At 66.8% G+C, this 14,167-nt stretch carries 13 protein-coding genes; 3 read left to right on the forward strand and 10 right to left on the reverse strand.

The window, feature by feature from the left end; all coding sequences use genetic code 11:
• The first annotated feature begins 357 nt into the window (after positions 1 to 357).
• The 3 genes from metE to NFL01S_RS21290 all read left to right on the forward strand — a co-directional run bounded on the left by metE (position 358) and on the right by NFL01S_RS21290 (position 5,649).
• Positions 358 to 2,661, forward strand: a complete 2,304-nt coding sequence (gene metE / locus NFL01S_RS21280) for a 5-methyltetrahydropteroyltriglutamate--homocysteine S-methyltransferase (RefSeq protein ID WP_062977918.1) — start codon at positions 358 to 360, stop codon at positions 2,659 to 2,661.
• A 154-nt stretch (positions 2,662 to 2,815) separates the two neighbouring features.
• Positions 2,816 to 3,868, forward strand: a complete 1,053-nt coding sequence (locus NFL01S_RS21285) for an NAD(P)-dependent alcohol dehydrogenase (RefSeq protein ID WP_062977920.1) — start codon at positions 2,816 to 2,818, stop codon at positions 3,866 to 3,868.
• A gap of 665 nt (positions 3,869 to 4,533) precedes the next feature.
• A complete protein-coding gene (locus NFL01S_RS21290; protein ID WP_062977922.1) occupies positions 4,534 to 5,649 on the forward strand; it encodes a S1C family serine protease in 1,116 nt (371 codons plus the stop codon).
• Between the two features lie 31 nt (positions 5,650 to 5,680).
• On the opposite strand, the gene NFL01S_RS21295 is transcribed toward NFL01S_RS21290, so the two are convergent.
• The 10 genes from NFL01S_RS21295 to NFL01S_RS21340 form a co-directional block, all read right to left on the reverse strand.
• A complete protein-coding gene (locus NFL01S_RS21295; RefSeq protein ID WP_062978197.1) occupies positions 5,681 to 6,214 on the reverse strand; it encodes a vitamin K epoxide reductase family protein in 534 nt (177 codons plus the stop codon).
• Positions 6,215 to 6,243: 29 nt separating this feature from the next.
• Positions 6,244 to 6,990: a DsbA family protein gene (locus NFL01S_RS21300; protein WP_063916005.1), complete on the reverse strand. Its 747-nt coding sequence runs from the start codon at positions 6,988 to 6,990 to the stop codon at positions 6,244 to 6,246.
• A 139-nt stretch (positions 6,991 to 7,129) separates the two neighbouring features.
• Positions 7,130 to 7,975, reverse strand: coding sequence for a polyphosphate kinase 2 family protein (locus tag NFL01S_RS21305; RefSeq protein WP_062977924.1), 846 nt, complete (start codon positions 7,973 to 7,975; stop codon positions 7,130 to 7,132).
• A 10-nt stretch (positions 7,976 to 7,985) separates the two neighbouring features.
• Positions 7,986 to 8,726, reverse strand: coding sequence for an ESX secretion-associated protein EspG (locus tag NFL01S_RS21310; protein ID WP_062977926.1), 741 nt, complete (start codon positions 8,724 to 8,726; stop codon positions 7,986 to 7,988).
• Positions 8,723 to 9,298, reverse strand: a complete 576-nt coding sequence (locus NFL01S_RS21315; protein WP_062977928.1) for a hypothetical protein — start codon at positions 9,296 to 9,298, stop codon at positions 8,723 to 8,725. The genes NFL01S_RS21310 and NFL01S_RS21315 overlap by 4 nt, the downstream gene beginning before the upstream one ends.
• Entirely contained in the window at positions 9,291 to 9,695 is a 405-nt protein-coding gene (locus NFL01S_RS21320; RefSeq protein WP_062977930.1) for a hypothetical protein, read from the reverse strand. The genes NFL01S_RS21315 and NFL01S_RS21320 overlap by 8 nt, the downstream gene beginning before the upstream one ends.
• A gap of 159 nt (positions 9,696 to 9,854) precedes the next feature.
• Positions 9,855 to 10,538, reverse strand: coding sequence for a class I SAM-dependent methyltransferase (locus NFL01S_RS21325; RefSeq protein WP_062977932.1), 684 nt, complete (start codon positions 10,536 to 10,538; stop codon positions 9,855 to 9,857).
• Positions 10,535 to 11,776 carry a saccharopine dehydrogenase family protein gene (locus NFL01S_RS21330; protein WP_062977934.1) on the reverse strand — a complete coding sequence of 414 codons (1,242 nt, stop codon included), beginning with the start codon at positions 11,774 to 11,776 and terminating at the stop codon, positions 10,535 to 10,537. Before NFL01S_RS21330 ends, NFL01S_RS21325 begins: the two co-directional genes overlap by 4 nt.
• A gap of 37 nt (positions 11,777 to 11,813) precedes the next feature.
• A complete protein-coding gene (locus NFL01S_RS21335) occupies positions 11,814 to 13,217 on the reverse strand; it encodes an ABC1 kinase family protein (protein ID WP_062977936.1) in 1,404 nt (467 codons plus the stop codon).
• 126 nt (positions 13,218 to 13,343) lie between these two features.
• Positions 13,344 to 14,030: a TetR/AcrR family transcriptional regulator gene (locus tag NFL01S_RS21340; RefSeq protein WP_084493120.1), complete on the reverse strand. Its 687-nt coding sequence runs from the start codon at positions 14,028 to 14,030 to the stop codon at positions 13,344 to 13,346.
• Positions 14,031 to 14,167 lie beyond the last annotated feature (137 nt).

Below are 14,167 nucleotides of genomic sequence, written 5' to 3' on the forward strand. Positions count from 1 at the left end.
GGGTCGGCGCCACCGTCGGTTGCGTCGGAGTCGAGGGTTGGCTTTCAGAGCCTCGTGGAACCGGCACCACCGGCGGTCGGTTTCGGCTTGCAGGGTCTCGTCGGGGCCCGTTGGGTTCGGTCGGGGTGAGGGGCTCGCTGAACGGTTGGTTCTGCGGAGTGGTCGAGTGCCTCGCAGCATCGGTGGCGGACGTGGGATACGTCCGGGCGTGAACTCGACGGATGCGTGGCGGTCGGGGTGATGTGGGCGGTTCGCGGGTAGGCAGGTCATGGTGCCGGCAGCGGCAGCTCTGATTCGCGGGTAGAACAGGGTCCGTACCGTCGGCGGTGATGGCCCCAAATGACACGGAGGTCGGCAATGGTGAATGTCAGCGAGGGGTTCGGGTCGAGTGTGCTCGGCTATCCGCGGATCGGTCCGCATCGGGAGCTCAAACGGGCGCTCGAGGCGTACTGGCGGAAGGCGATCACCCAGCAGGAGTTGCGTGCGGTCGCGCGCGATATCCAAGAGCAGCAGTTCCACGAACTGGCGGCCACCGGGCTCACCCAGGTTCCCGGTAACACCTTCTCCTTCTACGATCATGTGCTCGACAACGCGCTGCTGTTCGGCGCGGTACCGTCTCGGTTCGCCGAATACCGCGACGGTATGGACCCGTTGGATTTCTATTTCCTGATGGCGCGGGGCCGCCCGGATCTGCCGCCGCTGGAACTGGTGCGTTTCTTCGGTACGAATTACCACTACCGCCAGCCCGAACTCGACGCCGATACCGAATTCTCGCTGCATCCCGAGGCGTTGCTCGACGAATGGGATCGGGCGATGGCGGCCGATATCGAGCTGCGCCCGGTGGTGCTGGGGCCGGTATCGCTGCTGTTGCTGTCCAAGGCCGGCAGTGTGCCCGGCGAATCCGCAGGGTTCGACACCATCGAACTACTGGACAAATTGCTGCCTGTGTACGAGGAACTCTTCGCGATCCTGGCGCAGCGTGGTTCCACCTGCATTCAGCTCGACGAACCGTGTTTCACCGCCGAGCGTTCGGCGGCCGAACTGGCCGCGTTCGAACGCGCCTACGACCGGTTGTCGAAGGCCCCTTTGCGACCGCGGATCCTGGTCACCGGACAGTACGGTGATTTCGGTGCGGCGCTGACCATTCTCGCCGCCTCCGGAGTCGAGGCGATCGGCCTCGATCTGGCCTCCTACCGGATCCGCCCCGAGGTGCTCGCCGCCATCCCGGGGATCCGGCGGAAACGGCTGTACGCGGGCGTTATCAGCGGGACGAATGTGTGGCGGGCCGACCGCTACGTCACCCTGGAATACCTGAACGAGCTCGCGAAGGTGTGCCCGGACCTGGTGGTGTCCACCGGGACCACGCTGCTGCACGTGCCCTACGACGTCCTCGCCGAATACGATATCGCCGGGAATGTGGCCGACCGGCTCGCTTTCGCGAAGCAGAAGGTCGGCGAGGTCGTTTCGCTGGCGAAAGCGCTTACCGAGGGGCCGTCCGACAAATGGCGTAAACGTCCCGGCGAAGTGCATTTCAAACAGAAGCATGCGGTGCGTCAGCGGGTATATGCGATCACTCCGCAGATGCGCGAACGCGAACCGTATCCGGTGCGCCGGGCCGCGCAGCAGGAGAAGCTGCAATTACCGCCGGTACCCGCCACCACCCTGGGTTCGTACCCGCAGAGCGCCGAAGCCCGACAGGCTCGCCACCAGCTGGGTGAGGGCCGGATCTCCTACGAGGAATACCGCAAGAAGATCGAATCGGAGATCGCCGCGACCATCGCGCTGCAAGAAGATATCGGCCTCGATGTGCTCGTCCACGGCGAGCACGAACGCAACGATATGATCCAGTACTTCGCCGAACTGCTGGACGGTTTCGCGACCACGCATTTCGGCTGGGTGCAGGTGTACGGTTCGCGCTGCGTGCGGCCGCCGATCATCTACGGCGATGTGTCCCGGCCGGCCCCGATGTCGGTGGAGTGGGTCACCTACGCGCAGTCGCTCACCGATAAACCGGTCAAAGGTATGGTCACCGGCCCTGTCACCATGGTGGCGCGTTCCTTCGTCCGGCAGGACCAGCCGCTCTACGAAACCGCCGACCAGGTGGCGCTCGCCATCCGCGACGAGGTGGTGGATCTGGAGCGCGCCGGTATCGGCATCATCCAGGTCGACGAGCCTGCGCTGCGTGAGCTGTGGCCGGCCCGGCCCGAGGGCCGCGCCGAATATCTGCGCTGGGCGATCGGCGCGTTCCGGCTGGCGACCTCCGGGGTGCGACCGGACACCCAGATCCACACACATATTCCCTACTCGGGGCGCACGGAGATCGTGGAGGCCATCGAGCAGCTGGACGCCGATGTCACCGCGATCGTCGCCACCCGGTCCATCGAATGGGTGCTCAAGGCACTCGAGGAGGACTACGCCTCCGGGCACGGTCTGAGTCACGGCGTCGGGCCGGGTGTGTACGAGAGCCGTTCGGCCCGGATTCCCGATATCGACGAACTCGACGAACTACTCACCGCTGCGGCAGCTGCCGTCGGCCCCGAGCGTCTCTGGGCGAACCCGGACGGTGGCCTGAAAACCCGCCACCACTGGCAGCTGGACCCCGCCCTGCGCAATATGGTCGCCGCTGCCCGGCGGATCCGGCGCCGGTTGACGCAAAGCTGACGGGCATTCGGCCGTTGCGCCGCACCATAGGCCGTCACCGAGCTCGGCCACGCTCGGCTCGGCGACGCGACCACGGTGGCGCCGAGATCAGGGGCCCAAGGGGGTCGAAGCCCCGCGCGCGTCAGCGCGCCGAAAATACGGTAGGCATTAACTCATGAGTAGTGTTGCCGCGTATGCCATGGCCGGTCCCGATGCCGGGTTCGAGAAGGTCACCATCGAGCGCCGGGCACTCGGTCCGCACGATGTGCTGATCGATATCGCCTACGCCGGGATCTGCCATTCCGATATCCATACCGCGCGCAATGAATGGGGCGGAGCCGGGTATCCGTGCGTTCCGGGGCATGAGATCGCCGGTACGGTGGCGGCGGTCGGGTCGGCGGTACGCCGCCATCAGGTCGGTGACCGGGTAGGTGTCGGTTGTATGGTCGATTCCTGCGGGGTGTGCGAACCGTGCCTGCAGGAGGAGGAACAGTACTGCCTGCGCGGTGCCGTGATGACCTACAACAGCCGAGTCGCCGAAGAGGTGCAGCCCGGCGGGCACACCCTGGGCGGCTACGCCACCCAGATCGTGGTGACCGAGAACTTCGTGCTCGGAATTCCGGAGGGTATCGACCTGTCGGTGGCCGCGCCGTTGCTGTGCGCCGGGATCACCGTGTATTCGCCGCTCCGGCATTGGGGTGCCCGGCCGGGCAAGCGGGTCGCGGTTATCGGAATGGGCGGCCTCGGCCATATGGCCGTGAAGATTGCCGCGGCGCTCGGTGCCGAGGTGACGGTTCTCAGCCATTCCCTGAGCAAACAGGAAGACGGGAAACGATTCGGCGCCCAGCACTACTACGCCACCAGCGATAAACAGATCTTCCGGGAACTGCGCAGCCACTTCGACCTGATCATCAACACCGTTTCCGCCGATCTGCCGATCGACGACTATATGAAACTGCTGCGCTTGGACGGCACGCTCGTCGTGCTGGGGCTGCCGGAGCAGCCGCTGGCAGTGCAGCCCAAGGTGCTGGCCGGGCGGCGCCGGTCGTTGTCGGGATCGATGATCGGCGGTATCGCCCAAACACAGGAAATGCTGGATTTCTGCGCTGCTCACGGAATCGGTGCGGAAATCGAGGTTATTTCCGCGGATGAGATCGACGGTGCCTATGAGCGGGTTGTGGCCAGTGATGTGCGGTACCGATTCGTGATCGATACCGCGACCATATGATGCCCTGCCCGGAGTGAATTCGAACCGGCCCGGGCCGCCTGGATCGACCACTGTCGAAGAATCCGTGCCCCCTTCGCCGACGACTTTCTCCACATGTGGAGAAGCCTGTGGAAAACCCCGACGGGCTTGTGGATGGGTGGGCGCAGTTGTGGATGGATTTCCGGGGACATTCGATGATCGATACCGCGAATCTATTGATTCGGTGAACGATGGATAACGGCCGGGGTGCGATTTCCGCCCCGGCCTTTTCTGGCTTTTCTCAACGGAAACGACCTGTCAGCGGGCTGTTTTCGCTGCCGTCGCGGCAACCTGCCACTCAACGCTGTGACGCGGGCGTGACCGTCATCGGCTCCGGGGTAACGAATCCACAGGTCAGGCGGCAGGTTGTGCCCAGGTGCCACCGCACCCTGTGGATAACTGGGGAAGCCTGTGGATAACTTCTCCTCCCGCAGGTAGCCGCGCGGCTCGACGGAATAAATCCTCCCCGCGCCCGCTGACTTGGGAGACACTTGACGGTATGGCTTCGCCCGTACCCACAGCGCCCAGCGGCGCCGCCGAGTTCGGCGAGGCCTCGAGAGGTTTCGGCCCGCCCTGCTGACAGCAGGGACCGAGGGGGGCCGAAACCCGCGCCGCCGAAAGCGGCGCAAATAAACACAGGAGGCTCGTTGGACGACCAGTGGCAGGGCACCGGGCCCGGGCGGCCGGGTGGCGGCGGGCGTGTACTCGTCACCGTGTTCGCCGCCGTGCTGGCACTCGGGGCTCTTCTGGGGTATCAGGGCGAGCTGCCCGGGGTCGCCCGGCCGGGGCCGGACGTGGCGGTGGCTCCGGCGCGGCCGATGCCGCGGCCGCCGTTGGATGCCGAGGATGTCACCCGGGACGTCTCACCTGTTCTGGTGAACATCACCGCCACCACCCGGGCGTTCGGGGCGGCAGCGGCCGGATCGGGGATCGTCCTCACCGGCGACGGCCAGGTGCTGACGAGCCACCATGTTGTGAAGGGTGCGAAAGCGGTCCAGGTCAGCCGGGTCACCGACGGGGCGGTGTACAACGCCCGGGTCCTCGGATACGACGCCCGCGCCGATATCGCGTTGCTATCGCTCACCGGCGCCGCCGGCCTGGCAGCCGCCCGGATCGGCAGCTCGTCCGATCTGCGGGTCCGGGACGAGGTCGTGGCGATCGGCAATGCCGGTGGCAGCGGCGCCGCGACCGCCGTCCCGGGCCGGGTCAGCGATCTGGACAGCACGATCATGGCGGTGAACGAACAGGATTTTTCGCGCCAGGCGCTCACCGGGATGCTGGAGATCGAGGCACCCGTCAGTTCCGGGCAGTCGGGGGGTGCGCTGGCCGATCACACCGGTGCGGTGGTCGGCGTGATCGCCGCGGCATCCGGGGAGCAGGACCCGCCGCCGGGAGATACCGCCGATCCGCCGAACGGGTACGCCGTCCCGATCGATGCGGCGATGCGGGTCGTCCGCCAGATCCGGTCGGGAACGCCCACCGAATCGGTGCATATCGGCCCTGCCGCGACACTCGGTGTGGTGATCTCCGATGCCGGCCCCCGCGGTGCGCGCATCGATATGGCCATTCCGGGACTACCCGGCCAGAGCGCGGGGCTGGCCAGCGGCGAGATCGTGACCTCGATCGACGGCCGGGCGGTCACCAGCGCCCGTGCCCTGCGTACGGCCATCGACACCCGGCGGCCGGCCGAAGTGGTGCGGCTGGGAGTGCTGGAACCCGACGGTGACACGCGGGTCGTCTCGGTGCGGTTGGCACCTGGATAGGGCCCGTCCGTCCACCCCTGGCCGCCGGCGATCAGAACAGCGAAAGCCAGTAGTCCTGGAAGCGCAGGAACACCAGCACCAGCACGAGCGCGTAGAACACCGCCACGAAGGTCCAGCGCCATTCCGCGACCACCCGCAGGGCCCCGCGATCGTTACCCCACAGCTGTCCGGTGAGCACCGCGAGCAGCGGGGTGATGATCGCCCAGACAACCATGCAGTACGGGCACAACGCGTTGATCCGGTACAGGCTCTGGAAGATCAGCCAGCAGATGAACAGGGTTCCCGCGGCTGTACCCAGCCACAGGCCCGCCCAGACCCAGCGGGGCAGGCCGACTCCCGCCACCGACAGCACCGCCAGCGTGACGACCACCGAAAACCCGACCACGCCGATGATCGGGTTCGGGAATCCCAGAACCTGTGCCTGATCGGTGACCATCACCGACCCGCAGGACAGCACCGGGTTGAGGCTGCACGACGGGACGTACCCGGGTTCGCTGAGCAGTTTGAAATCTTCGACCAGCAGGACCAGCGACGCCACCCAGCCGGCCAGGCCGGTCAGGAGCATGATCCAGGCGGCCCGCGGCGAGGTCGTGCTCACCGGCCCGCAGCCGCCTGGATCGCGTCGGCCAAGGGAGCGGTGTCGAAACCGGTCTTGTCCTGGTTGAGGGTGAGGTTCACCTGCTCACCGTTGACGAACACCGTCGGCGTCCCATCGATACCCTCGGACAATGATTTGTCCGACATCTCGGCGACGTAGTCGTTGTAGGTGCCGTCGTTGATGCACTTGTCGACCGCGGGGTCGGTGTAACCGGCCTCGTGCGCGATATCGATGAGCTGTTGGTCCGCCAGTCCGGCCCCGCCCTCGGGCGGCTGATTCCGGAACATCAGCTCCAGCCAGTCCGGGTATTTCTCGGTGCCTTTGTCCGCGACACAGTACGACGCGTTGGCCGATCGGGTGGAGTAGTTGGTGCTGGACATCTTGTCCAAGTACCCGACGATGTTGTATTCGATCTGCGTGGTGCCGTCGGCGACCGCCTGGTTCAGCAGCTCGCTGTGGTCGGCTTCGAACTGTTTACAGACCGGGCACTGCATATCGGCGACGATACGCACTGTCGCGGGCGCCTCGGGCTGTCCGATTCGGATGGCGCCGTTTTCGGTGGCCGCTGCCGGTACCGGCCCGTCGTAGTCGGAACCGGAGTTGCGCACGGCCAACCCGATCCCGATCGCGGCAACCAGCGCCACCAGGACCGCGGTGACGCCCACCTGTATCGCGATCTTGCGATTGCGTTCCGCGCGCTGGGCCGCCGCCAGCGGATTCGGCCGCCCGGGTCTCTTGCTCACCGTGCGTTCACCACGCCTTTCGCTACCTGGATGCCCCACCCGGTGGTAGGCCCGGCGGGGGCGGCCGGGATATCCGGCGCACCGCCCCATCATTGCCCGGCTTGCTGAGAGTTTCCACAACCCGCCGCGTACGGGCCGGTCACGCTCGCTCGAGGCGCCGTAATTCGGCCGCCGGGTCGAACGTGGGCGCCGGCCAGTTCAGCTCGAGTCCGCGCAGGGCTTCGATCAGCAGTTCGGTGACGGCCAGCCGGGCGTACCATTTCGCATCGGCCGGTACCACGTACCACGGCGCGTAGTCGGTGCCGGTGCGGTCCAGTATCGCCTGGTAGGCCTCCTGATAGGCGGGCCAGTAGCCACGTTCGTCGATATCGCCGGGGCTGAACTTCCAGTATTTGTCCGGTCGTTGCAGGCGTTGCCGCAGTCTGGCCTTCTGTTCGTCCAGGGAGACGAACAGCGCGACCTTCACCAGCGTCGTACCGTTGTCGGCCAGTTCCTGTTCGAACCGGTTGATCTCCGCGTAGCGTCCCTGCCAGACCTCCTCGGGGACCAGTCCGTGCACCCGGGCGACCAGCACGTCTTCGTAGTGCGACCGGTCGAACACCCCGAGCTGCCCACCGCGGGGCAGGGCGCGCCGGATCCGCCACAGGAAGTGGTGCTGTTTCTCCTCCTCGGTGGGCACACCGAAGGCGGCGTGGTCCACGCCCTGCGGGTCCACCGAACCGATCACGTGGCGGACGATGCCGCCTTTTCCAGCGGTATCCATACCCTGCAGAACCAGCAACACGCTGCGCCGATCACCGGAGCGCCCGTTGGCGTAGAGCTTTTCCTGTTCGCCGGCCAGTACGCGGCCGCGTTCGGTGAGCAGCCGTTTACCCATCGGTTTGTCGCCTCGGAAACCGGGACGGGCGGAGGTGTCGAGGTCGGCGATCCGCAGGCCGTCGGCGCGCAGTGCGCGGCTCGCGGGCTCGTTCCAGTACTCGGCCATCGGAGCAGTATCACAGGCGGGGTGATCTGGTGCGGACCCCGGCCAGACCGAGTAGTTTGCCGGCGAATTCGATATCGCCCACCGGGTCCAGGACGAGCACGTCGGCGGTGGTCAGCAGATAGCGTCCGTCCCCGCGGATATCCAGCCAGCTGCGATGCCGGGTGGGCGGCGACATCGGATCGTCCGGGGCGACGGTGACGGTGAGGAAACCGCGGGAATCCACCGGTTCGCGCAGTGTCTTCCGGAACAGTGCCGCGTCACCGGCTGCGCGGCAACCGGGAATCGGTGCATCGGTGAGTACTGCCTCCTGTGGTTCGCACAGTGGTCCATGGGTACCGCGACGGGCCGAACCGATCAGGGCGACCAGCCGGTCTCCGAGATCGTGCGCATGGCACATCTGCACGGTGACCCTGGTGCTGGTGGCATGGAGGACGGCGGCGTGATGCCCTATCACGGCGGCGAAGCCGAGAATCTGCTCGGTTCCCGGCGATTCACCGTTACGGGGGAGCACCGAGCGTTCTCCGGAGATGGTGACGGCGGTGGCGTCCGGGCGGGCGCAGAGCATGAGCGCGGCTGCCAGATCGGGGTCGGCCTGTCTGGCGAACCGCTGGGGTAATCGCAGGGCGGCCAGTTCCGATTCGGTACGGACCGCACTGGCCGGTGCCAGGTTCACCGGGTAGGGCCGGCGGTCCAGGCTCGTCTCAGCGGCCCAGACGTAACTGAATTCGTCGGGAGTGAATATCCATTTCACCGGTGTGGGCTCCCACGGTCGGCGCCGGCGGACGTATCGGGGAACCTGGGCACCCGATCCCCGGAAGCCGGGAGTGTGGGGAGGTAGATGGTGGTCATCGCGTCCTGCGCGTCGGCGGTCGCGGCAGCCGAGGCGATATCGTGGTCCATCCGGCGTCGGCCGCCGTGGACGGCCTCGGCCGCCGGGTCGTCGAGCGGGCGATACGGCCGCGGGGCGACCAGCGCGGCACGCAGTGTTTGCGCCGCGTCGGAATTGCCCGTCATGATCCGCTGCAGCGCCCGGCAGACGTCGTGGGTCGACTCGCCGGTGCGGATGAAATCCTGAGTGGCCTGCCAGGCGGCGTTCGCGGTGTGTCCGGACCAGCCGCCGAATTCCCGGCGTGCGGTATCGGCGAAGGTCGCGAACGCAGCGGCTACGGCGTCGGCGTTCGATTTCCAGGCCGCCGCCGACGCGCCGAGTGCGGCGGGATCGAGTACCTCGTGGACCCGATCCCAGATCTCCTGATGGGTGAAGCTGCCGAAGCACTCACGTTCCGGAGCGAAAGGCGGGTCGAGTTCGGCGAATTCAGCCATTCCCGCCTCCTGCGGCCTGCGCGGCGACGGTGAGCGCGGCCCGGTTCGCGAGATCTGCCTCGGTGAGCCGCCCCGCGGCGGCCAGATAGGCCGCTTTGAAGCGCAGGGCGGTTTCCTGCAGTGCGGTCAGCGTGTCCAGGTATTCGACGGCCTTACCGGCAAAACCTGCGGCGAGGGCGTGCCCGGTGGGCAGATCGGGGAAACCGGCGGTACCCGATGTCGCGGCGAGCTGCCGGCCGCCGGCCCGGGCTGCTTCCAGATCCGCGACCAGCGCATCGCAGGCGGCCGCGAGGCGCAAGGCGGCATCCTCCGGGAGGGTGAACGAATTCGTGCCCTGAGCGGTCGCCGCGGCGTACAACTGGCGGGCCACACCCTGGCCCAGTTCCGGGAGCGACACCTGGAATCCCCCTTCCGGACCGTTGGTACAACCCGTGACTCTACCGACGAGTAGCCCGCGGTGCCGACAGAAACCTGCCGGAGCGGGGAATCGCTGTGTGAAATGGCGCACGGAACAGTGGTTTTGCGTAATCGTGCGTGCGGACGCAGTCGTCGCTTCTCAGACCCCGCTGTTCGAGGTGGTGGACCGCCCGTTGTGCCGCGCTGTATCGGACGCGGGTTTCACCGCGGTGAGGTATTGCAGGAACCGGTGCACCTGCTGATCGATATCGACCAGCCCGGCCGCGGCGAACAGCTCGGGAAAAGTCTGTGCGCCGAACATCCGCAATCCACCGACTGCCGCGGTGCGTCGGGTCACTTCGCCGAACGCGTTATCCGGCCGATAACTCGTGGTGACTGCCAGCCGTCCGCCCGGAGCCAGCACGCGGATCATCTCCCGGGCCGCGACCAGCGGGTCGGGGATCAGGTACAGCGCGCCGAAACAGCAGACAGCATCGAATGTTCCGTCCGCGAACGGTAGATACCGGGCGTCGCCACGCACGTACCCCGCCCGGGGCCCTGCATTGTCGGCCAGTGCGCGGGCAAGCATCGGCGGTGAGTAGTCGATACCGGTTACGTATCCGTCCGCGGGAACGTGTTCGCTGAGGTAGCGCGTGAAATTACCCGGACCGCAGGCGATATCCAGTACCCGTCCGGCCGTACCCAGCCGCAGCGAGTCCACCGCGAAGCGGCGATCGGCGCCGGTGCTACGACCCGAGGCGAGATAGAACAGCGTGGGCCGCCACGCCCGCTCGTACACCGCCGCCAGCGCCGGGGCGTTCATCGTGCGCCGGGCGAGGTTCACGGCAGCGGCTCCACGTCGATGGTCATTCCCGCGGCCCGCAGGCGTTCGGTCAGGACATCGCCTATGGCGGCGGCCGGGGTGAGGATGCCCGCGATCTCCGGTTTCGGATCGAACGCCAGTGCCAGCCCGCTCTCGCCGAGCAGTACCGCTGTCGCCTTGTACCCTGGATCGCCCTGGCCGGCGAAGGTCGCGAGATAGCGTGCGCCCGAGGTGGTGCGGGTGTATGTCCGCATCCGGAACCAGCCGTTCTCCCGGGTCCGCTCGCCGGGACCGGTGCCGGGCGCGGGCAGGATGCGGTCCAGCAGGGCGCGGCCGGCGCGGAACCGGGACAGCAGGCCACCGGCCGCCATACCCGCCACCACGCCGCCGGAGATACCGGCCGCGACCAGGGGTGCCAGCGGCGAATTGCCCGCCCCCATGGTTTCGCGGTAGCGGAAGTTCTTGCCGTACACCCAGCCGAGCAGGCCGTTGCTGCGGCGCACGATCTTCGTGTTGTGGGCGGCCATGACGAACGTGCCCACCCAGCCGTCCAGACTCGGGTCGATTTCGCGAGCCCGTTCCAGAACGAGATCGGACTGCCGGCCGACATCGGGATCCATGGATTTATCGGGGCTCAGGGAATAAGGATGGCTCAGGACCGCGCCCTTGGATTTGTCCGCGGCGACGGCTTCCATCATCGCGCGCCCCGAATCGATCGTGCCGCCGCTCACCCCGCCGCGCAGGGTGGCGATGAGCGTCGTATCGCCCAGTTCGCCGGTGTTGTCCGCGACCGTACGCCGGTAGAGCTGGTAAACACTCAGATCTGAAGGCACCGAATCGTAGCCGCAGGAATTCACGATCTTGGCGCCGGTCCGGGCGGCCTCCTCGTGATACGAGTCGATCGCTTCCCGGATGAACAGCGGTTCACCGGTCAGATCCGCGTAATGCGTGCCGGCCTTCGCGCACGCGGCGACCAGCGGCATTCCGTACCGCAGATACGGACCCACCGTGGTGATCACCGCGGTCGTCCGGGCGGCGAGCGAGTCCAGTGAATTCTGGTCGGTGCTGTCGGCCACCACCAAACCCCACTCATACGCGCCGATCTCGTCCCGAACGGCCGCGAGCTTGTGTTCGGAGCGTCCCGCCAGCGCGATGCGCGCCGCCGCGGGGGCAGCGCCCAGCAGGTACCGGGCGGTGAGTTTGCCGACGAAGCCGGTGGCGCCGAACACGATCAGGTCGAATTCGCGTGTATCGGTCATGAATGAACCCCTTGTGGATGTGCTGTCGTGGACGCGGTCAGCCGGTACGGCGCCTACCGCGTTTACGCGGCCGGCGCCGGTCCAGCCATTCCCGGTGGATCCGGCCGAGTTCGGTGACCGGCTCGTCGCCGTACAACCACTCCCGGGCGATCCGATGCCAGTTCGCCGTGGCCTCCAACTGTCCCAGCATCCCGAAGGTCAGGAAATCGGCACGCCGGGAGAACAGATGCTCCGGCGGCAGGTTCTGTTGTTTCATGCCGGTGAATTCGCTCGAGCGCGGGTCCACGGCAAGGAGGAACGCGCCGCTGGCCAATTCCGGGGTGATGGTGAGTTCCTGGTCCACCAGACACCATTCGGACGCCGAGAGCACATATTCCAGGCATTCCTCGACCCCGATCTCGTCGGTCGAATCGATGACCCCGCGCTGGACCATCAGATCCCGCAGATCCGCACCACGATCCTCGGCCGCCGCGCACAGGCAGATCGCCTCGAACCGCACATGCTCCGGATCCATCCGGTTGAACAGCCCGAAATCCAGGAAACCGACCCGGCCGTCCTCGGCGAGCAGGACATTACCGGGATGCGGGTCGCCACAGAATTCGTTGAAAGTGAAAAGCGAACCGACATAGAAGCGGTAGATGATCTCGCCGACGCGGTCGCGTTCGGCCCGCGGCATGGCGCGAACATCTTCGAAGGCCGTCCCGGCCAAGTATTCGGTGACCAGCACCCGCTGCGTACTGTGCTCGAGCACCGGCCGCGGGACCACGATGAACGGGTGGCCGGCGTAGAGCGCCGCGATATCGCGCTGGGTTTCGGCCTCGACGTGATAGTCGAGTTCGGATTCCATGTTCAGGCGCAGTTCGTCGAGCACCGCGGGGGTCACCCAGGGCATGGCCGACTGCAGGACCCGCCGGAACATGGTCAGATTCTTCAGGTCGGCGCGTACGGCGGCATCTATCCCCGGGTACTGCACCTTCACCGCAACCTGCCGGCCGTCGTGCAACCGGGCCAGATACACCTGCCCGATCGACGCGGCGGCGATGGCCTCCGGCTCGAATTCGGCGAACACCGCGTCCAGCGGCCGGCCGTAGTCTTCCTCGATCACCGCGCGCATCGATTCGAACGACACCGAGGGCGCGGCATTACGCAGTACCGCCAGCCGTTTCTGGAATCGTTCGCGGTGATCCGGCGGGACCAGGTCGAGATCGAGTACCGACATCATCTGGCCCAGCTTCATGGCCACGCCCTTCATGGTGCCCAGCACCGTGACCAGCTGTTCGGTACTGCGCAGAATCGATTCCTCGGCCATCCGCGCCCGCACCGCCTCCGAACGGCCGCGCATCGAGAGCCGGGCGCGCTGGGTGCGCACCATCGACCCCGCCGCCACCGCACCCAGTTTGGTGCCGCGGGCCAGCCGGGAAGTCGGCACTTGTTTCGCCATCGAGGTACCTCCGTTGGTGCCGACGCGCGCCTACGGTGGCGGGAGAACTCACCCGGTTCTCCGCCGCCGCACGGCAATCAGACTAGCCAAACCGGCGGGGTTGTCGAGCCCGGCGAGCCGGGTGGCTCAGACGGCCTGGTCGCCGGAGGGGATCGGCGGCAGCACATGCTCCTGTGCGCCGAACTTGTCGCGTGAACCGCCGGCGCGGGCCATCCCTTCGATGGCGCTCCACACCATCATGGTGAGGTAGTCGATCACTTCGTCGCGATCCATCGACTTGTTGGTGGTCCACCAGTGGGTGGCGAGCTGGATACCGCCGACGATCACATACGACCACAGCATCACCCCCTCGGTCTCGATACCGAGCGCGCTCCCGCGTTCGGTGATGGCTGCCGCCACCACCTCGGCGAACAGCCGCTCGAAATCGGCCAGCGAGGACGGGTCGCCGGAGCCGGTGCCCATGATGAACCGATAGACCTCGGGGTCTTCGTCGACCGCGCCCACGTATTCGGCCAGTGCGGAACGCACCAGCTGGTATTCGTCGGCGTCCAAACTGATCGCCCCGTACACCCGGGGCATCAGCGTGATCTCGATGAACCGCTGCATAGCGGCATTGACCAGATCGTTCTTATCGGCGAAATAGCGGTACAGGACGGTTTTGGAGACGCCGATCTCGGCGGCGATCTCATCCATTCCGGCATTACCGCCGCGGGTTCGCACCGCCGCCAGCGTGCCGTCGACGAGTTCCTCCCGCCGATTGATCTTGTGCTGGCGCCAGCGGCGTTTCCGGCCGTCGGTCCGCGGGGCACGCACCGGCGCCGATCGATCGGCGGGATTCCCGATATCGAGCAGGTCATCGGTGGACAGCGTGGGGCTCCTCGGTCCGTACGGTTCGCGTCCTTTCCACTCTATGCCCACCACCGGTCCGCGTGTTTCGTTTGGTGCCCGTG

Origin of the sequence: Nocardia flavorosea NBRC 108225 (assembly GCF_001613385.1) — a bacterium.
Taxonomy (GTDB): Bacteria; Actinomycetota; Actinomycetes; order Mycobacteriales; family Mycobacteriaceae; genus Nocardia; species Nocardia flavorosea.